General features: G+C 51.2%; 16 protein-coding genes. 11 read left to right on the forward strand and 5 right to left on the reverse strand.

The window, feature by feature from the left end; all coding sequences use genetic code 11:
• The first annotated feature begins 194 nt into the window (after positions 1-194).
• The 4 genes from tyrB (at position 195) to AC007G_RS17580 (ending at position 3,303) form a co-directional block, all read left to right on the forward strand.
• Positions 195-1,388: an aromatic amino acid transaminase gene (gene tyrB, locus AC007G_RS17565; protein WP_150341469.1), complete on the forward strand. Its 1,194-nt coding sequence runs from the start codon at positions 195-197 to the stop codon at positions 1,386-1,388.
• A gap of 282 nt (positions 1,389-1,670) precedes the next feature.
• Positions 1,671-2,381, forward strand: coding sequence for an acid phosphatase AphA (aphA, locus tag AC007G_RS17570; RefSeq protein ID WP_032689939.1), 711 nt, complete (start codon positions 1,671-1,673; stop codon positions 2,379-2,381).
• Positions 2,382-2,526: 145 nt separating this feature from the next.
• A complete protein-coding gene (locus AC007G_RS17575) occupies positions 2,527-2,943 on the forward strand; it encodes a secondary thiamine-phosphate synthase enzyme YjbQ (RefSeq protein WP_335290088.1) in 417 nt (138 codons plus the stop codon).
• Positions 2,944-2,946: 3 nt separating this feature from the next.
• Entirely contained in the window at positions 2,947-3,303 is a 357-nt protein-coding gene (locus AC007G_RS17580) for an MmcQ/YjbR family DNA-binding protein (RefSeq protein WP_032689936.1), read from the forward strand.
• On the opposite strand, the gene uvrA is transcribed toward AC007G_RS17580, so the two are convergent.
• Entirely contained in the window at positions 3,304-6,129 is a 2,826-nt protein-coding gene (uvrA, locus tag AC007G_RS17585) for an excinuclease ABC subunit UvrA (RefSeq protein ID WP_032698380.1), read from the reverse strand. It lies immediately after the preceding gene.
• A gap of 246 nt (positions 6,130-6,375) precedes the next feature.
• On the opposite strand from uvrA, the gene ssb1 reads away from it, so the two are divergent.
• Positions 6,376-6,903: a single-stranded DNA-binding protein SSB1 gene (gene ssb1 / locus AC007G_RS17590; protein ID WP_004856483.1), complete on the forward strand. Its 528-nt coding sequence runs from the start codon at positions 6,376-6,378 to the stop codon at positions 6,901-6,903.
• Between the two features lie 98 nt (positions 6,904-7,001).
• Here the strand turns inward: ssb1 and AC007G_RS17595 are convergent, their stop codons facing one another.
• Complete coding sequence (locus AC007G_RS17595; RefSeq protein ID WP_099973702.1) at positions 7,002-8,552, reverse strand: MltF family protein; 1,551 nt, start codon at positions 8,550-8,552, stop codon at positions 7,002-7,004.
• Positions 8,553-9,229: 677 nt separating this feature from the next.
• Here AC007G_RS17595 and AC007G_RS17600 point away from each other — a divergent pair.
• Complete coding sequence (locus AC007G_RS17600; protein WP_459674167.1) at positions 9,230-11,491, forward strand: TonB-dependent siderophore receptor; 2,262 nt, start codon at positions 9,230-9,232, stop codon at positions 11,489-11,491.
• 65 nt (positions 11,492-11,556) lie between these two features.
• Here AC007G_RS17600 and AC007G_RS17605 read toward each other — a convergent pair whose 3' ends face one another.
• Positions 11,557-11,910 (reverse strand): helix-turn-helix transcriptional regulator, encoded by a 354-nt coding sequence (locus tag AC007G_RS17605; RefSeq protein WP_032689930.1) that lies wholly within the window; start codon positions 11,908-11,910, stop codon positions 11,557-11,559.
• Between the two features lie 597 nt (positions 11,911-12,507).
• Between AC007G_RS17605 and bamA the strand changes: the two genes are divergently transcribed.
• Together bamA and iraM are read left to right on the forward strand one after the other, a co-directional pair.
• Positions 12,508-14,931, forward strand: coding sequence for an outer membrane protein assembly factor BamA (gene bamA, locus AC007G_RS17610; RefSeq protein WP_047663771.1), 2,424 nt, complete (start codon positions 12,508-12,510; stop codon positions 14,929-14,931).
• Between the two features lie 292 nt (positions 14,932-15,223).
• Positions 15,224-15,574: an anti-adapter protein IraM gene (iraM, locus tag AC007G_RS17615; RefSeq protein WP_072000053.1), complete on the forward strand. Its 351-nt coding sequence runs from the start codon at positions 15,224-15,226 to the stop codon at positions 15,572-15,574.
• 11 nt (positions 15,575-15,585) lie between these two features.
• Here the strand turns inward: iraM and AC007G_RS17620 are convergent, their stop codons facing one another.
• Together AC007G_RS17620 and AC007G_RS17625 are read right to left on the reverse strand one after the other, a co-directional pair.
• Positions 15,586-16,068 (reverse strand): hypothetical protein, encoded by a 483-nt coding sequence (locus tag AC007G_RS17620; RefSeq protein ID WP_227502936.1) that lies wholly within the window; start codon positions 16,066-16,068, stop codon positions 15,586-15,588.
• A gap of 6 nt (positions 16,069-16,074) precedes the next feature.
• On the reverse strand, positions 16,075-16,932 hold the full coding sequence (locus AC007G_RS17625; RefSeq protein ID WP_479466631.1) for a winged helix-turn-helix domain-containing protein: 858 nt from the start codon (positions 16,930-16,932) through the stop codon (positions 16,075-16,077).
• Positions 16,933-17,373: 441 nt separating this feature from the next.
• Between AC007G_RS17625 and AC007G_RS17630 the strand changes: the two genes are divergently transcribed.
• From AC007G_RS17630 to AC007G_RS17640, 3 genes are all read left to right on the forward strand, one after another.
• Positions 17,374-17,949 (forward strand): LuxR C-terminal-related transcriptional regulator, encoded by a 576-nt coding sequence (locus AC007G_RS17630; protein WP_032697103.1) that lies wholly within the window; start codon positions 17,374-17,376, stop codon positions 17,947-17,949.
• A gap of 176 nt (positions 17,950-18,125) precedes the next feature.
• Positions 18,126-18,710 (forward strand): common pilus major fimbrillin subunit EcpA, encoded by a 585-nt coding sequence (ecpA, locus tag AC007G_RS17635; protein WP_032697105.1) that lies wholly within the window; start codon positions 18,126-18,128, stop codon positions 18,708-18,710.
• A 59-nt stretch (positions 18,711-18,769) separates the two neighbouring features.
• The gene (locus AC007G_RS17640; protein WP_032697106.1) at positions 18,770-19,438 is read left to right on the forward strand and encodes an EcpB family pilus assembly chaperone; all 669 of its coding nucleotides are present in this window, start codon (positions 18,770-18,772) and stop codon (positions 19,436-19,438) included.
• The last annotated feature ends 19 nt before the right edge of the window (positions 19,439-19,457 follow it).

Here is a 19,457-nt window from a genome sequence, read left to right on the forward strand (position 1 = left end):
CCGGGGCTATGGTTACACTGCCAGGCCCGGCGAAGGCGTTTACGCCGCGAGCCGGGATATTCCCTGAGAGCAAGCGGGACAGGTGCGATCTTCGCCGACTTTCCGCCAACTATCCGCCAACATCCTCTCGATCTTCTCCTGCTTCCGGTTTATTGTGTTACGACCTGCCTCTCGTAAACCCGGAGAAACATCACGTGTTTCAAAAAGTTGACGCCTACGCTGGCGATCCTATTCTCTCCTTGATGGAGCGTTTCAAAGAAGATCCGCGTAGTGACAAAGTAAACCTTAGCATCGGCCTCTATTACAACGAAGACGGGATTATCCCGCAGCTACAGGCGGTTGTTGAAGCGGAAGCGCGTCTTAACGCTCAGCCGCACGGCGCCTCGTTGTATCTCCCGATGGAAGGGCTGAATGCTTATCGCAACGCGATTGCCCCGCTGTTGTTCGGTGCAGAACACCCGGTGCTGGTGCAAAAGCGCGTCGCCTCTATTCAGACGCTGGGCGGTTCCGGCGCATTGAAAGTGGGCGCCGATTTTCTGAAACGCTACTTCCCGGGTTCTCGCGTTTGGGTCAGTGACCCGACCTGGGAGAACCACATCGCCATATTTGAAGGTGCTGGCTTCGAAGTAAGTACTTACCCTTGGTTTGATAACGAGACCAACGGCGTGCGTTTTGATGCGCTGCTGGCGAAACTGCAGACGCTGCCTGAACGCGACATTGTGCTGCTGCATCCGTGCTGCCATAACCCGACGGGCGCCGATCTGAATCCTGCCCAGTGGGATCAAATCACCGAGGTACTGAAAGCGCGCAACCTGATTCCGTTCCTTGATATCGCCTATCAGGGCTTTGGGGCGGGAATGGATGATGATGCTTACGCGATTCGCGCGATCGCCCGCGCCGGCATACCGATGCTGGTCAGCAACTCCTTCTCGAAAATTTTCTCACTGTACGGTGAGCGCGTGGGCGGCCTGTCGATCGTTTGCGAAGACACCGAAACCGCAAACCGTGTGCTGGGGCAACTGAAGGCGACCGTCCGTCGCAATTACTCCAGCCCGCCGAACTTTGGCGCTCAGGTTGTCGCGACCGTATTGAATGATGCGGAGCTGAAAGCCAGCTGGCTGGCGGAAGTGGAAGAGATGCGTACGCGTATTCTGGCGATGCGTCAGGAGCTGGTGAACGTTCTGAAAGACGCGGTACCGGGCGTCAATTTTGACTACCTGCTCAAACAGCGTGGGATGTTCAGCTACACCGGCCTGAGTGCGGCGCAGGTTGATCGTCTGCGTGAAGAGTTTGGCGTGTATCTGATTTCCAGCGGCCGGATGTGCGTGGCGGGTCTCAATTCACGCAACGTCCAGCGCGTCGCGCAGGCGTTTTCTGCCGTTATCTAATTCCCTGCGAATATCATGTCCTTTCCCGTTTGCGGGAAAGGACTATTCCCTTCCGAAGTGTGATCATTCTCTTTTTCTATGACATCTGAGCAGAAAATTCTTTTCATCGGCGAGGGCCGGAGTTAAGGTCATTGTCCAGTAATAAGCAGCCACATTATTGAAAATTATAACGATTCGACGACTTATACGCACCGTCATCCGCGCCGTATCGCGGCGGTTGCCCCAGGCGCCTTGCGGCCAGCAAAGCGGCAGTTGGCAGGATGACGCTTAAAAGGGATAACTATGCGCAAGATAACTTTGGCCTTTAGCGCCTTCTGTTTACTTTTCACGTTAAATCACTCAGCAATCGCCCTGGAGTCTTCTCCGTCACTAAATCCGGGTACCAACGTCGCCAGACTGGCTGAGCAGGCGCCTGTTCACTGGGTTTCCGTCGCACAGATTGAAAACAGCCTGTTGGGTCGTCAGCCGTTTGCCGTAGGTTTTGATATCGATGACACCGTGCTATTTTCCAGCCCGGGCTTCTGGCGCGGCCAAAAGACCTTCTCTCCCGGCAGCGATGCTTACCTGAAAAACCCGGAATTCTGGGAAAAAATGAATAACGGCTGGGACGAATTCAGCATGCCTAAAGAGGTGGCGCGTCAGCTGATTGCAATGCATGTGAAGCGCGGCGATAGCATTTATTTCGTCACCGGACGCAGCCAGACCAAAACGGAAACGGTCTCGAAAACGCTGCAGGATGATTTCCTGATCCCGGCGGCAAACATGAATCCGGTCATTTTTGCTGGTGATAAGCCGGGGCAGAATACGAAAGTCCAGTGGCTGAAAGAGAAGAATATTAAGGTCTTCTACGGTGATTCCGATAACGACATCTCTGCCGCGCATGATGCCGGGGCTCGCGGCATTCGCGTACTGCGCGCGTCAAACTCGTCATATAAACCTCTGCCGATGGCCGGAGCGCTGGGCGAAGAAGTGATCGTCAATTCCGAATACTAATTTCACCTTCTGTGGAAATGAGTCAGAAGCGAAAGCGGCAGCCTCCGGGCTGCCGCTTTTTTGTACGAAAAAGCGTGTGGGGAGGTTTTACCTTTTCGCTTATTGCTGCACACTTAGAAAGATTCATTCGCAACAGGGGTCGTTTATGTGGCATCAACAAACGCTGACGTTAGGCGCAAAATCTCGCGGTTTTCATCTGGTCACCGACGAGATCCTGGGACAGCTCCACGCGCTGTCGCGCGTCAAAGTCGGGATGTTGCATCTGCTGCTCCAGCACACTTCCGCTTCCCTGACGCTTAACGAAAACTGCGATCCAACCGTCCGTTACGATATGGAGCAGTATTTTCTCAGCGCGGTGCCGGATAATGCGCCGTATGAACATGATTATGAAGGTCCAGATGATATGCCGTCGCATATCAAGTCGTCGATGCTTGGCGTCTCCCTGCTGCTGCCGGTGAAGGACGGGCGCGTCAGGCTGGGGACCTGGCAAGGAATCTGGTTAGGGGAACATCGTATTCACGGCGGTTCGCGGCATATCGTTGCGACGCTCACGGGGGAATAACAGATGACAATTTCGGAGTTATTGCTGTACTGCATGGCAAAACCGGGCGCAGAGCAAAGCGTGCACAGCGACTGGAAGGCCACGCAGATTAAAGTGGCGGACGTGCTCTTTGCATTGGTGAAAGAAGTGGAAGATAAGCGGCCAGCCGTGTCGCTGAAAGCCAGTCCGGAGCTTGCCGAACTGCTGCGGGAACAGCATGTGGATATCCGCCCCAGCAGACATCTGAATAAAGCCCACTGGAGTACGGTCTTTCTTGATGGATCCTTGCCGGATTCGCAGATTTACTACCTGGTGGATGCTTCCTACCAGCAGGCGGTGCGGCTGCTGTCGGAACCGACCCGACAGCAGCTTTCCCGGTGATTAGCTCAGCAAGGGTTTGAGGAAGCGTGCGGTGTGCGAGGCTTCGCACTCTGCAACGGTCTCTGGCGTACCGGAGACGAGGATTTCACCGCCGCCGCTGCCGCCTTCCGGCCCAAGGTCAACGATCCAGTCCGCAGTTTTGATGACATCCAGGTTGTGCTCAATGACCACGATGGTGTTGCCCTGATCGCGCAGCTGATGCAGAACGTCCAGCAGCTGCTGGATATCGGCGAAGTGCAGCCCCGTCGTCGGCTCATCGAGAATATAGAGCGTCTGGCCGGTACCGCGTTTTGACAGCTCGCGCGCCAGCTTCACGCGCTGGGCCTCACCGCCGGACAGCGTCGTAGCGGACTGGCCGAGACGAATATAGGTCAGGCCGACGTCCATCAGCGTTTGTAGCTTACGCGCCAGCGCCGGCACGGCATCAAAGAACTCACGCGCTTCTTCAATGGTCATATCCAGCACTTCATGAATGGTCTTGCCTTTGTACTTAATCTCCAGCGTTTCGCGGTTATAGCGCTTGCCTTTGCACTGGTCGCACGGCACATAAATATCCGGCAAGAAGTGCATTTCGACTTTAATCACGCCATCACCCTGACAGGCTTCGCAGCGGCCGCCGCGGACGTTAAAGCTGAAGCGCCCTGGCGTATAGCCACGTGAGCGCGATTCCGGCACGCCGGCAAACAGTTCGCGTACCGGTGTGAAAACGCCGGTATAGGTTGCCGGGTTTGAGCGCGGCGTACGGCCAATCGGGCTCTGGTCGATATCAATGACCTTATCGAAGTGTTCCAGCCCCTGCACATCGCGATATGGCGCAGGTTCGGCGATGGTGGCGCCGTTGAGCTGACGCTGGGCAATCGGGAACAGCGTATCGTTAATCAGCGTGGATTTACCTGAACCGGAGACCCCGGTGATACAGGTAAACAGGCCGACCGGCAGCGTCAGCGTCACATCCTTCAGGTTGTTGCCGCGCGCACCGGTGAGCCTGAGCACTTTTTCCGCGTCGGCAGGCACGCGCTGCTTCGGCACTTCAATCTTGCGTTTGCCGCTCATGTACTGCCCGGTCAGGGATTCAGGCACCGCCATGATCGCCTCCAGCGTCCCTTCAGCCACCACCTGGCCGCCGTGTACCCCGGCGCCTGGGCCGATGTCGATCACGTGGTCGGCGGCGCGGATGGCGTCTTCATCATGCTCGACGACAATCACCGTATTGCCCAGATTGCGCAGATGAACCAGCGTGCCGAGCAGACGTTCGTTATCGCGCTGATGCAGGCCAATGGACGGCTCATCCAGCACGTACATCACGCCGACCAGTCCGGCACCAATCTGGCTTGCCAGACGAATACGCTGGGCTTCACCGCCGGAGAGGGTTTCTGCCGAACGGGAGAGCGTCAGGTAGTTCAGGCCGACGTTGACGAGGAATTTCAGGCGATCGCCAATCTCTTTCAGCACTTTTTCCGCAATTTGCGCCCGCTGGCCGGACAGCTTCAGATTGGTGAAGAAATCCATCGCGTGGCCAATGCTCATGTCAGAGATGGTTGGCAGCGGCGTATTTTCGACAAACACGTGGCGGGCTTCGCGGCGCAGACGGGTACCGTCACAGCTGGCGCACGGACGATTGCTGATAAACTTCGCCAGCTCTTCGCGCACCGCGCTGGATTCCGTCTCTTTGTAGCGGCGTTCCATATTGTGCAGCACGCCTTCGAACGGGTGACGGCGCACTGAAGTATCGCCACGGTCGTTCATGTATTTGAATTCAATATTCTCTTTGCCTGAGCCGTACAAAATGACCTTCTGCACGTCGGCGTTCAGGGTGCCCCACGGCGCCTCGATATCGAACTGATAATGCTCCGCCAGCGACTTCAGCATCTGGAAGTAGTAGAAGTTGCGGCGATCCCAGCCGCGAATGGCGCCGCCCGCCAGCGACAGCTCCGCATTCTGGATGACCCTGTCGGGATCGAAGTACTGCTGAACGCCCAGACCGTCACAGGTCGGGCAGGCGCCTGCCGGGTTGTTGAACGAAAACAGGCGAGGCTCCAGCTCACGCATGCTGTAGCCGCAAATCGGACAGGCGAAATTGGCGGAGAACAGCAGCTCTTCCGCTTTTTCATCGTCCATATTGGCGACAACGGCGGTACCGCCGGAAAGATCCAGAGCGGTTTCAAAGGATTCGGCCAGACGCTGGGACAGATCGTCACGCACCTTGAAGCGATCGATCACCACCTCAATGGTGTGTTTCTTTTGCAGTTCCAGCTTCGGCGGATCGGAAAGATCGCAGACCTCGCCGTCGATCCTCGCGCGGATATAGCCCTGGCTGGCCAGGTTCTCCAGCGTTTTGGTGTGCTCGCCTTTACGTTCTTTAATGATCGGCGCCAGCAGCATCAGGCGCTGACCTTCCGGTTGTGAGAGCACGTTGTCGACCATCTGGCTGACGGTCTGTGCGGCCAGAGGAACATCATGGTCCGGGCAGCGCGGCTCGCCGACGCGCGCGTACAGCAGGCGCAGATAGTCGTGAATTTCGGTAATGGTCCCAACCGTAGAGCGAGGGTTATGGGACGTTGATTTCTGTTCAATGGAAATCGCCGGCGACAGTCCTTCGATATGATCGACGTCCGGCTTCTCCATTAGCGACAGGAACTGGCGCGCATAGGCAGAGAGTGATTCAACGTAGCGACGTTGCCCTTCGGCATACAGTGTGTCGAAAGCCAATGAGGATTTGCCTGACCCTGACAGCCCGGTGACGACAATCAGTTTGTCGCGTGGGATGACGAGGTTGATGTTTTTGAGATTATGGGTGCGGGCGCCCCGAACTTCGATCTTATCCATTCACCTTTCCCGGTAGATACGCGGATTGCCTGGTTTGTTAGAAGGACAAACGGCAGAAACGGCTAATTATGACACAATTTAACCTGTTTGAATATACAGTATTGGAATGCATTTTCGCGTGGGGTATGCAAAAATGGCGTACCGCGAGAGTTATCTGGAACATACTTCCCAGCTATCAACATAGCGCCTGGAAATGGTACACTCGCGCGTTTACACTATTAAGAAACGCATTCAGGAGACACAAACATGGCCAGCAGAGGCGTAAACAAGGTGATTCTCGTCGGTAATCTGGGCCAGGACCCGGAAGTACGCTACATGCCGAGTGGTGGCGCAGTTGCCAACATTACGCTGGCTACTTCCGAATCCTGGCGTGATAAAGCGACCGGTGAGATGAAAGAGCAGACTGAATGGCACCGCGTTGTGCTGTTCGGCAAACTGGCGGAAGTGGCCGGCGAGTATCTGCGTAAAGGTTCTCAGGTCTACATTGAAGGCCAGCTGCGTACCCGTAAATGGACTGACCAGTCTGGTCAGGAAAAATACACCACCGAGATCGTGGTTAACGTTGGCGGCACGATGCAAATGCTCGGCGGTCGTCAGCAGGGCGCGGGCGCTCCGGCAGGCGGCGGTCAGCAGCAGGGCGGTTGGGGTCAGCCTCAGCAGCCGCAGGGCGGCAACCAGTTTAGCGGCGGCGCGCAGTCTCGCCCGCAGCAGCAGGCACCGGCAGCACCTTCTAACGAACCACCGATGGATTTCGATGACGATATCCCGTTCTAAGATCATCCTTAGGCACTGTCGTTAAAGCATAAGAAAAAGCCCCGTTTTCGGGGCTTTTTTATATCTGCTCTCTCCGCGTATCCAGCGATGATACTGCCTCACGGCGTAGCGGGAGCGGCCTGTTCCCCGGCGGGCGTTGCCGCGCTGCTCGACTGGGTGGTGGCTTTTTGTTTGCGCGCCATCTCATCGACAATTAGCCGATAGGCAATGTAGTACTTATAGATATTGCTGACGTAGGTGACGGTCTCGGAACCGATCTTCTCAGCGGCCAGATACTCCACATTGCCAAACCAGATATCAGGGTTAAAACCGCGCTTGCTGGTTTCTGTCCGCAGGCGGGCGATACGGGCGGGCCCGGCGTTATAGGAGGCGAAGGAAAAGAGCGCTTTGTCGAGCCGGGTCATCGGCTCATCGCCATAGTAATGGTCGATCATCCAGCGCATATATTTCACCCCGGCATGGATATTCGGATCCAGCTTGCTGATATCTCCGACCTTCAGCTCTTTGCCCGTCCGCGGCATCACCTGCATAACGCCGATGGCGCCCACGTGGCTACGAACCGACTGATTGAGGCGTGATTCCTGATAACCCTGGGCCGCCATTAACAGCCAGTCAACGTCATACCGAGCGCCGTATTTACGGAAGATATCCACCATCGCCAGAAATTTTCGCCGTTCCTTCTGCGCGGCGGCATTTTTGACATACTTCGCGTTCTTCAGATAGCGCAACAGGATGGTATTTCCCAGCTTACTGCCCTGGCCGTTAGCCTTCACAAAGCGGTTTAGCGAGGCGAGAAGCTGCGGACTGTTCTTACGTACCGCCCAGCCGATGCTGGCATCTTTACGCAGGACAATATCCTGATGGACTTCAATTTTGGGGAAAACTTGTTTCCAGAATAGCGCTTTATGACGATCGACGACGGTCAACGGAATAAGGCCGGCGCTGAGCATTTCTATCAGGTCCTCATCTTCGAGTGATTCCGGAGCGGCTTCGATAATAACCGGCGGACGAGATTCTTTCGCAAAATGCGCATTCAGGGCGACCAGGCTTTGGTAATAGCTTGATGACTGGCGAACAAATACCTCTTTGCCAGAAAGTTGTTCCAGGTTGGCGACTTCCGGTGAACCAGGACCGGAGAGCAGAAGCTCCTGAACATTGGAATAGAGCGGTATCGTGAAGTCAGCCTGCTGCTGACGATCCTCGGTAATCGTAAGATTTGCGGCGACGATATCTCCTTTGCCGGCAACGAGTGCGCTGAAGAGCTGGTCACGGGCCACCGGGACGAAAACTATCCGTACCTTCAGATGGCGATGTTTGAGCTTTTTCTCCTTCATCAACTGTTGATTAAGGTTGCGTTCGTACTCAATGAAGATGTCATGCGTTGCCCCGCGCTGGGTACCTTTGTCGATAAAGAAAAAGGTCTTGCTGTAGGTGGTTAAGACTCTGATGACGCGTCTGTCGAGCATACCGGGGAGATCGCCTTGCCAGGGCTTCTGCATCTCTTGCGTATTGAGTTCCAGCGCCTGTCGTTTTTCCTGAGGCGGAGGTTGCTTTTCCCCGACTGCCGCATAAACGGAACCGGCAAACAGCAGGGCAACAAGGCAGGCAAAGCTGGCGATAGCGGGTCGTTGAAATGAGAGGATGTTCATGGAGAGAAGCTCCGCAGGTGCATCCCTATATTTTAGTCAACTCTGGGGGGGTTAGCCTGTTCGTTTGCCCGACTGCGCGGGGAAACATCGCCGGTTGTGTCAGAGGCGAGAGCCACTTTTTGTGCTGCCAAAAGAGAGGCTATCTGCCTCGATTCTGGCAGGCATATTGCCGGGCTAACCAGGCTCTCTGTTTTGGGGCATTCATTTTATTGTGATAAAGGAATGAGCGGCCACAAATGATTATGGAGATAATATGATTGAATAATGTTTTTTTTATGTTGTTGTAAGTGTTGGTATTAATTATTTGAGTGACTTGAGAATATTATTTGTTATTTATCCCGTTGTTTTATTTGTTGTATTTTAATCTGTTTCCGCTATTTTACATTATCAACTTGATAATGAATCTCATTTCTAATAACGTGATAACGCACAATAATCATCTCTAAGGCTGATCGAAAAACGCTATCTAAGAATAGTGCTGACGCGTATTTTTCATTTTTGACAGGGTGAGACTTTATATTTTGGCCACAGGCTATTTATATCCCGTTCATTTTCCGGGAGGGCCTTGCTATGCCAAAACCAGGCACTAAGTTGTTCGCATGGAAATGATTGCCGCTGTTTATCTAAGGATGAAGGAGGCGCGCCCGACAGCAAAAAAAGAAAACAGGGCATACTCCATGAAACGAAACTCACACTACTCGCTGGCCGCGCTGATTCATCTGGCTATCTGGGGCGCGGTGCTACCCGCGCAGGCCGCCGACATCAGCAAACCGGAAGAGGCAAAGGACGCCGATACCGCTGCGGCCAAAACCGAAGAGACGATGGTAGTGACTGCTGCCAGACAGACCTTACAGGCGCCGGGCGTATCAACGCTCACGGCTGACGAAATTCGCAAACATCCGCCGGCACGCGATATCTCAGAACTGATTCGCACTCAGCCGGGGGTGAACCTGACTGGCAACTCGACCAGCGGCCAGCGCGGGAATAACCGGCAAATTGATATCCGCGGTATGGGGCCAGAGAATACGCTGATTCTGATCGATGGAAAGCCGGTGACCAGTCGCAATTCGGTACGCTATGGCTGGCGCGGCGATCGCGATACGCGTGGCGACACCGGTTGGGTTCCTGCGGAGATGATCGACCACATTGATGTGATTCGCGGCCCTGCGGCGGCGCGCTATGGCAACGGCGCAATGGGTGGCGTCGTGAATATCATCACTAAGCCTGTGAATAACGAATGGCACGGCTCCTGGAATACCTACATGAACGCGCCGCAGCACCGAAAAGAGGGGGCGACGAAGCGGACGAACTTCAGCCTTGAGGGGCCGATGTCGGACAGCGTGAGTTTTAATTTATGGGGCAACCTGAGTAAAACCCAGGCTGATGCCCAGGATATTAACGCCGGCCACGAGGCGGAGCGGACCGGCAGCTATGCCGGATCTTATCCGGCCGGGCGTGAAGGGGTGGTGAACAAAGATATCCACGGTAAGCTGCGCTGGGAATTTGCTCCCATGCAGGCGCTGGAGTTTGAAACTGGCTATAGCCGCCAGGGCAACCTCTACGCTGGCGATACCCAGAACACCAATACCAGTACGCTCGTGAAAAGCATGTATGGTAAAGAGACCAACCGAATTTACCGTCAGACCTACGGCCTGACCTGGACCGGAGGCTGGGACAACGGTGTCACCAGCAACAGCTATGCGCAGTATGAACATACCCGTAACTCCCGTATGAATGAAGGTCTGGCCGGCGGGACCGAGGGCATCTTCTCCAGCAGCGAATTCTCGGATATCGATCTGGCGGACGTTCTGCTGCACAGCGAGGTCAATATCCCGTTTACGCTGGGCGTTGAGCAGAACCTGACGTTGGGCACCGAGTGGAATCAGCAGCGGATGAAAGATGGCGTGTCGACCACCCAGGCACTCTCTTACGGCTCGATTGACGGTATTTCGACCTCCGGCCGCACGCCTTACAGCAGCGCCGAAATTTTCTCGCTGTTTACCGAAGATAATATCGCGCTAACCGATAGTACGATGCTGACGCCGGCCCTGCGTTTTGACCATCACAGCATCGTCGGTAATAACTGGAGTCCGTCGCTGAACCTGTCGCAGGGACTGAGCGACGACTGGACCCTGAAGCTAGGCATTGCCCGCGCCTATAAAGCGCCGAACCTCTATCAGCTCAACCCCAACTATATTCTCTACAGTAACGGCCAGGGGTGCTACGCCAGCAGTTCGGCCTGTTATCTGATGGGAAATAGCGACCTGAAGGCGGAAACCAGCGTTAACAAAGAGATTGGTCTGGAATACAAGCACGAAGGCTATCAGGCGGGGATAACCTGGTTCCGTAACGACTACCGCAATAAAATTGAGTCCGGGTATTCAGCTGTCGGTACGGCAAGCAATGGAACCACGAATATTTATCAGTGGGAGAACGTCCCCAAAGCGCTGGTGGAGGGGCTGGAAGGTTCGCTTAACCTGCCGGTGAGTGAAACGGTCAACTGGAGTAATAACCTGACCTGGATGTTGCAAAGTAAGAACAAGACGACCGGCGATCGCCTGTCGGTGATTCCGCAGTTTACCCTTAACTCTACGCTCGGCTGGCAGGTCCGCGACGATCTCTCGTTGCAAAGCACCTTTACCTGGTACGGGCGGCAGAAACCTAAGCGTTTCAATTACAAAGGCGAGGCGGTATCCGGTAGTGAGCTGAACGAAGTGAGTCCGTACAGCATCGTCGGGCTGAGCGCGACCTGGGATGTGAACAAAAATCTCAGCCTGACCAGCGGCGTGGATAACCTCTTTGATATACGCCACTACCGTGCTGGAAATGCCCAAACGACCGGGAACGCGACCACCGGCGCCTATTTATACGGTGCCGGTGCGGAGACCTATAATGAGTCAGGGCGGACCTTCTATGTCAGCGTAAATACGCATTTCTGATCCTGTTCTGCCTGGCCGGGAACATAAGTCTGTTCCCGGCCTTTTATTTTTAACTTCAGCAAGGATTATCCGGATTGTTCATTAATACGCTGGCGAAACTGCGTGGGGGTGAGAGAATAATACCTCTTAAATGTCCGGTTAAATGCACTGATATCTTCATATCCGGCCATAATGCAAATATCGACGATACGGAAAGCCGGTTGCATCTGTAATAAATCACGACATAGCGACATACGCTGTTGCCTGATATATTCCATCGGCGACATATTAAAATGATGACGGAACAGACGAAAGAGGTGCCACTCGGAATACCCGGAAAACACGCTGAGTGCATTGACCGTGAGTTTTTTCTCGAGGTTGTTTTTTATCCAGCGTACCAGTTCGTTGAGAACGGACTGCTGGATCTCATTTCTACGCATGATTCATGCTCATTCCAGGACCGGGCCTTTCCATCGTGTGGCGGGAGGGCTGCAGGCGGCCAGGTAAATGCCTCACCCTCCATGGTAAGGCGCCACTACTTTACTTTTGCGATATAACGCTTGATGTGCTTTGATGTTCCCATAAGCCTCTCATACTCTATTCTGCTATTTTGAGGAAAAGATGAAGAATTCATACAAATTAACGCCCGGAACCCTTGCGGGTATTACGGGTCGTTACTGCATAATTTATTCAATATCTCTTCATTTTAAGTTCGGTATTTCAGGGTAAATTGCCGGTGTTCCTGGTTTATCCCAGAGAGCATCATTCCTGACAAGATCATTCCCCCTTTCACCCCATTAGAAAGGGGGCTTTTTGTTTTATACCTTAAAGTCATTGTGCGCTTTCATTCGGTTGTCAGGTTGCTGCTCAGACTGACTTATTAGAACGAAGTTCCGTTAAATTTTATTTTTTTCTCCAGCCAATAACATCCATTTTTTCTCCATTGTTTCGCCATAATGAAGTGTAATTCTGCGCGTTGCTTACGCAAATCCCAGCAGAATTCTGCTATCGCCAAATATCTCTTAGACGAAACGTCCATGCTAAAGAAAACAAATATCATTGCCGGGTTATTAATTTCTCCCTTAACGCTTTATGCATCAACAACGTACAAAATTGATGATATTCGCTTTGAGGGGTTGCAGCGTGTTACCGTAGGGGCCGCGCTATTAAGCATGCCGATCCATACCGGAGAACGGGTGTCTAATGATGATATTAGCGAGTCGCTACGCGCTTTATATGCCAGCGGTAACTTTGAAAATGTCCAGATCCTGCGCGATGGAACGACGCTGGTGGTACAGCTTAAAGAGCGGCCGACCATCGCCAAATTAAGTTTTTCGGGGAATAAAGCGGTGAAAGATGACGCCCTGAAAGACAATCTGGCGGCCAGCGGCGTCGAAGAAGGGAGCGCGTTAGATCGTAATGCCCTCAGTGAAATAGAAAAAGGATTACAGGATTTCTATTATAGCGTCGGGAAATACAGTGCGCAGGTCCATGCTGTGGTCACGCCGCTACCGCGAAACCGCGTCGATTTAAAGTTTGTTTTTCAGGAAGGGATCGCCGCGACGATTGCCCAGATTAATATTATCGGCAATAAAGCCTTCCGCGAGGAAACTCTGCTGGACCAGCTGCAGCTGCGTGACCATGTTCCATGGTGGAACGTGATTGGCGACAAGAAATATCAGAAACAAAAAATGGAAGCCGACCTGGAAACCCTGCGTAGTTATTACCTCGATCGTGGCTATGCGCGCTTTACCATTAACTCCAGTCAGGTCAGCATCACGCCGGATAAAAAGTCGCTGTATCTGACGGTCAATCTCTCTGAAGGCGATCGCTATAAAGTCACCAGCACGCTGGTGAGCGGCGAGATGGCCGGGCATGCGCAAGAGACAGAAGCGCTGGCGCAGTCTCTGTCGGGCAAATGGTACAGCGGAGCCGACATTACCGCCGTTGAAAACAGCATCAAAAAACGCTTTGGTAAATATGGCTATGCCTGGCCCCAGGTGAATACCCGTACGGAAATCGATGAGACCAACAAAAGTGTGACCCTGCATATCAATGTTGATGCCGGACGTCGGTATTCCGTGCGCCAGATCCGGTTTACCGGGAATGATACTTCGCGTGACGCCGTCTTGCGTCGTGAAATGCGGCAAATGGAGGGGGCGTGGCTCAACGACGAAAAAGTACAGCAAGGGAAAGAGCGGCTGGATCGTACGGGCTTTTTTGAAACGGTGGATAAAGAAATCACCCCGGTTGCCGGGAGCCAGGATCAGGTCGACGTGGTGTATAAAGTGAAAGAACGTAACACCGGTTCGTTTAACGTGGGCCTGGGATTCGGGACAGACAGCGGCATCAGCTATCAGCTTGGCGTCACTCAGGATAACTGGCTAGGCACCGGCAACAGCGTGAGTTTTAACGGCACCCGTAACAGCTACCAGTCCTATGTTGAACTGGGCGCAACCGACCCCTATTTTACCGTTGATGGCGTCAGCCTCGGCGGGAAAATTTTCTACAACAGCTACGATGCTGCCGATGCAGATGCCGGGAGCTATAACCAGCAAAGCTACGGGCTGGGGAGCAATCTTGGTTTCCCGATTAGTGAGAATAACTCACTGAATGTGGGCATTGATTACGTCCATAACTACCTGACGAACATGGATCCGGAGCTGACGACGTGGAATTACCTTAATTCGCGAGGGATTTATCCGAACGTGGTCACCAAAGATGGCGACAGCGGGGCGACGTATAGCGCCAACGACGTTTTCGCCAGTCTCGGCTGGAGCTATAACAATCTCGACCGCGGGTTTTTCCCTCGTTCCGGGAATAAAAGCAGCCTGAGCGGTAAAGTGACCGTGCCGGGATCAGACAACAGCTATTACAAACTCACCCTGGATACCACGCAATATCTCCCTCTGAATGAAGGGAAAAGCTGGGTCTGGATGGAGCATCTGAAAGCAGGTTATGCCGGCGGCCTGAACGGGAATTCGGTTCCGTTTTACGATAACTTCTATGCCGGAGGGTCGTCGTCAGTGCGGGGGTTCTCTTCCAATACGATTGGTCCAAAAGCGGCCTATTATCGCTGTAACGGGACTGAAAGCAGCTACAGTAACTGCCCGGTTGAAAGCTCTTCGGATGCGGTGGGCGGCAACGCCATGGCGGTACTGAATAGTGAATTTATTATTCCGACGCCGTTTATTAATGATAAATATGCCGACAGTTTACGCACCTCGCTGTTCGTCGATGCGGGGACGGTATGGAGTACATCATGGCAAAATAGCGCTCAGACGCAGGCCGCCGGGATCCCTGACTACGGCGATCCGCTGCATATTCGTATGTCGGCAGGGATTGCGGTGCAGTGGATGTCGCCGCTGGGGCCGCTGGTCTTTTCCTGGGCCGAACCATTTAAAAAATATGATGGCGATAAAGCGGAGCAGTTTCAGTTTAATATTGGCAAAACCTGGTAAATTATTCATCAATAACGCGATGGGTTGATGACAATCCGTCGCGTCCTCTTTAACTGTAGTCGGCACATCAATCATCCGCGGATTGTAAATTTATACCTGGCGTAATGTAGAATTATGTCGCTATATTTTCATGTCTACGTATTTTATATTACTCCGCTACTAACTGTTTATCAATTTACTGGCAGAATATCGTGATTTTACCTCACAATATCGAGGAGAGGGCTTGCGGATAATTATAATCTTTGCTATGACTAGCTATGTGGCTGTTTCTCATAAAGCACAAGGACGCGACATGAAATGGATAATTCAGAACACAATTATTTGCCCACATTCCGGTGTAGCATTTTCAAGTATATCGAGATTGCGCTTTTTAAAATTTATTATATGGTATGAAGCCGATATTCTGTTACTTCCCGGAGAATCCATGAAACTGTATTCCTCGAAGGTATTAGTTAATGGAAAATATCATTATATTAAGGTCTACAATATGTCAACCTACAGCCATGAGCAATGGGAAATCCTAAGGGAAAGACCATCCTGCCCCTATGATTTCGGGGCCACGACGATAGAGGGTTGCTGTTATCAGCCACATTGTGCGATTAAACGTTGCCCTGGCAATTTCAAGCACCATGCGCTGTGTTAACGAAGTTGGCGCTAACCATTGGTATTTTCACAAATAAAATAGGGGGTATTTGTTGACATAAATACCCACGAGTCATGTTTTATCTTTAATATTTTGATAATGAATCGATCTTCTTTTCTGATCCCCGTAAAGAACGGCGGTAGAATCTCATCGAATTTATCAGGGAGCGCTGTGGAATTTGAGCGAATGTTCGTGTCGCTACTTCTGAAAATATAAATATTATTTTTATTTTTTACATAGGTTATATATTTTCTGATGCTGATGTCATCCTTTGTGTTTCTGGAGTTACCGGTGAATGTAATTAACCCATCCCCATCGCTGGCAAAGAAAGTGACAGAGAAAGAATATTCCTCACCGTCATTAACTATTGAAAAAGCGGATGTGCAGTTAATGCTCTCATCGTCATCAAATGAACTGATGTAATAAAATACAAGACTTATCGTGATAATAATGAAAGTATATGCAATGACTTTGTTTATTTTTCGTGTTTTCATATTGTGTTATTTTAAGTAATAAGATGAGGTACAGAATGATTTTTTATGAGATTTTATTGGGTATCGACAGGAGATCAGTGAGGTCCTGCTCGATGGGTAATGATTCGTTATATAAATAGTCCGTCCATTTGAGCAGGTGATATTATGCTCTTTAAGAAAATTAATATAGTACTCATCAAATCTTAGATCATCATTTCTGAAAACCTTGCAGCTATTGATCGTCGTGATCAGCGTATACGACGCGAAAGGTGAATCGATCGTGGCTGACGGGTTAAGGTAGATAATATGCAACAGAATAATCAACAGACTGGTAATACCGGCGACAAGCCATCCTGTCTTTCTTTTTCTCACGGCCTCGATGATTCTCGTCGACAGGACGTCACCTTTGTCTTGCGCTGTCGGTGGGTCGGCGTGAAGTTGCTGGCTCCCTTCATGATGAGCGCCGCTTCCTTCCGTCACAACTCTGTTCAGCTGATTTATTTCTGGAGTGGCAATATCATTATCCTTCTCCGCAGGGGCGCCGGGAGTATCAATCCGGATATTCGCTTCATCCGCAATCATGAAACCCCGTTTAGGGATCGTTTGAATCAGTGTTCCATTCACATTGAAGTAATTTAAAGACTTACGCAGCAAAGAGATATTTTGATGTAGAGTATTCGGCGTAACACTCATCCCCCTTTCTCCCCACGCATTTTGCAGTAGCTCTGCCTGAGTGACGATTCTTCCTTGATTTTTTATTAACAAATCAAAGCAAAGGCTTGATGGTATTGCCAGGGCCATACGTTCATTACTTTTTATGGAATGGAGAGTATGCGCTTCTGAGTTAAATCGCAGCGTGTTCTCTATAACGTAAATAGTAGCCATATATGATTTCTTATTGTGAGAATAGTTACCACTGTGTCATTTATCTGGGATTTGATGCCGCGATACTAGCACCAAAGAGTAAACCTGACATTCACTCATAACTAAGAATACTCTTAATCCCCAGGTGAGGTTTTGCCTGAATTGCTTTTTATTTGTTAAATTTACTAATTATTCTTATGTTTATCAATAGTTTGAGTTTTAACAAATACTCAACAGATGTGATTTTTTTGCCCTTCATAACTTTATGAGTAATAAATTTTGCTTATTAAGCTTACTATTTGTGCATGAAATGTGGCGGTGTTACCGTAACAAAAATAATAGTGATGTTTTGTCACCTTTCATAAAAGAAAAGTAAAAAGCTGAGGCGAACTTCATTATAGGTGTTTGTCTCAGCCAACGGATGGGGGTCAACAGACTCAATGGAATGGAGGTTCTGTTATCATGGCGGTATTGATCGTAACAGATAATTATTTCTATATGCAGGGTCTGGTCAGCATGGCTGACGATGATTGCAACATTACCTGGGTCGATAACATTGACAGTGAGTATGCGTACCAGCAGTGCCAGGTACTGAGTGCCGAAGATTACGTCATTATCCATTTTGCACAGATAGATAAAATGCTTTGTTCATATCAGTATTATTTGATGAACAGTCCGGCGAAAGTGATCGTGGCTCCGGATGCCAAATTTGTCAGTGATGTTTCTGACATCAATAATATCTGTTTTCTGTCTGCTGACGCGAGTGTTAAAACGGTTGAAAACATCCTTAAGCTGAAGAGGTTTAAAGCCAGAAAAAGAAACCTCACGGTTCGTGAAGAGAAAATTATGTCATTAATGATTATTGGGAACTTAATTAATGATATTTCTAAAACTCTTGGTCTGAGTATCAAGACGGTGAGTTTACATAAAAGTAATACCAGTAATAAGGTCGGCTTGTTAAATAACAACAACATTACCATGCTTGCCTTAATGCGTTTTATCTTGCCGGCATCAGGGACCGACATGATCCTTATTTAATGTTGTATCACTGGCAGCATTATTGCGTTTTATTTTCGCGGAAATTTATTGAGTTTTATCGATTTTATTCAAGTTTTGCATTTAAGAACATCAGGTTCTTAAGGGTAATGGCTCCATAAATAACTATGGAACAGCACGGGCGATAAAAAGCCTATTATTTTTATCAGGTGATGAATATGAAATTGAAAATGTTAGCAGCAGCTCTTGTGACGACTTTCTGTGTGGGCGCTGTTCAGGCAGCAGACGTTACGGCTCAGGCCGTCGCAACCTGGTCAGCAACGGCAAAAAAAGACACTACCAGCAAACTGGTTGTGACCCCTCTGGGTAGCCTGGCTTTCCAGTATGCAGAAGGGATTAAAGGCTTTAACTCTCAGAAAGGTCTGTTTGATGTTGCAATTGAAGGGGATGCGACTGCGACAGCATTTAAACTGACCTCCCGTCTGATTACCAATACCCTGACCCAGCTGGATACCTCCGGTTCGACGCTGAATGTGGGTGTGGATTATAACGGCGTTGCCGTCGAAAAATCGGCTGATACCGTCATGATCGACACCGCGAATGGCGTTCTGGGCGGCAACCTTAGCGCACTGTCTAACGGTTATAACCAGGCTGGCCGCGCGACCGCACAGGATGGTTTCAACTTCTCTATCATCAGTGGCACCACCGATGGTACGGCTGCAGTGACCGATTACAGCACGCTGCCGGAAGGGATCTGGAGCGGTGACGTCAGCGTCCAGTTCGACGCGACATGGACCAGCTGATTTCTCTGTAGCACGAGCAGGGGGGATTCCCCCTGCTTTCTTCCACGGACCGAATTCATATGAAAAACCGCATTCTGGCTATCAGCCTGTATTTTTGCGCCATCATGCCGGCCCTGGCACTGGATGTTGGCGATATTTCTTCATTTATGAACAGCGACGCCAGCGTGCTCAGTAAAGAGATTAAAAACACCACCGAGAGTGGACGCTTAATCAATATCCATGTTGAACGCCTTTCCTCACCGCTTGAAGGCGGCAGCGTGATTCCGATGGACAGTCAGGATGAAGTGCTGCTGACACCAGCCAGCCTGCTACTGCCCGCGAAGAGTAGCGATGTCATTCGTTTTTTCTACAAAGGACCGGCGGATAATAAAGAGCGCTACTACCGCATCGTCTGGTTCGATCAGGCGTTGAGCGATGCGCAGCGCGATAGTGCCAGGCGCAGTGCGGTGGCTACCGCATCGGCCCGCATCGGCACCATCCTGGTCGTTGCCCCACGCAAGGCGGATTACCGCTATCAGTATGCCAATGGAACGCTGGTGAATACCGGCAATGCCACGCTACGTATCCTGGCTTACGGCCCCTGCCTGAAGCCCGCAGATGGCAAAGAATGCAAAGAAAACTATTACCTCATGCCCGGCAAAGAGCGCCGTTTCACCCGCGTGAATGTTGCCGATAAAAAAGGGCGGGTCGCACTCTGGCAGGGCGAGCAGTTTGTTCCCGTAAAATAACAATTGTGCTGACGGAATC

It is taken from the genome of Klebsiella sp. CSG-1, from assembly GCF_056521145.1.

Coding starts and splice junctions, on each gene's coding strand:
- AC007G_RS17575 (WP_335290088.1), top strand. CDS start 2,527: ATGTGGCATCAACAAACGCTGACGTTAGGCGCAAAATCTCGCGGTTTT.
- bamA (WP_047663771.1), top strand. CDS start 12,508: ATGCTAAAGAAAACAAATATCATTGCCGGGTTATTAATTTCTCCCTTA.
- AC007G_RS17625 (WP_479466631.1), bottom strand. CDS start 16,932: ATGGCTACTATTTACGTTATAGAGAACACGCTGCGATTTAACTCAGAA.
- AC007G_RS17595 (WP_099973702.1), bottom strand. CDS start 8,552: ATGAACATCCTCTCATTTCAACGACCCGCTATCGCCAGCTTTGCCTGC.
- AC007G_RS17600 (WP_459674167.1), top strand. CDS start 9,230: ATGAAACGAAACTCACACTACTCGCTGGCCGCGCTGATTCATCTGGCT.
- AC007G_RS17620 (WP_227502936.1), bottom strand. CDS start 16,068: ATGAAAACACGAAAAATAAACAAAGTCATTGCATATACTTTCATTATT.
- AC007G_RS17605 (WP_032689930.1), bottom strand. CDS start 11,910: ATGCGTAGAAATGAGATCCAGCAGTCCGTTCTCAACGAACTGGTACGC.
- aphA (WP_032689939.1), top strand. CDS start 1,671: ATGCGCAAGATAACTTTGGCCTTTAGCGCCTTCTGTTTACTTTTCACG.
- uvrA (WP_032698380.1), bottom strand. CDS start 6,129: ATGGATAAGATCGAAGTTCGGGGCGCCCGCACCCATAATCTCAAAAAC.
- AC007G_RS17640 (WP_032697106.1), top strand. CDS start 18,770: ATGAAAAACCGCATTCTGGCTATCAGCCTGTATTTTTGCGCCATCATG.
- ecpA (WP_032697105.1), top strand. CDS start 18,126: ATGAAATTGAAAATGTTAGCAGCAGCTCTTGTGACGACTTTCTGTGTG.
- ssb1 (WP_004856483.1), top strand. CDS start 6,376: ATGGCCAGCAGAGGCGTAAACAAGGTGATTCTCGTCGGTAATCTGGGC.
- AC007G_RS17580 (WP_032689936.1), top strand. CDS start 2,947: ATGACAATTTCGGAGTTATTGCTGTACTGCATGGCAAAACCGGGCGCA.
- AC007G_RS17630 (WP_032697103.1), top strand. CDS start 17,374: ATGGCGGTATTGATCGTAACAGATAATTATTTCTATATGCAGGGTCTG.
- iraM (WP_072000053.1), top strand. CDS start 15,224: ATGAAATGGATAATTCAGAACACAATTATTTGCCCACATTCCGGTGTA.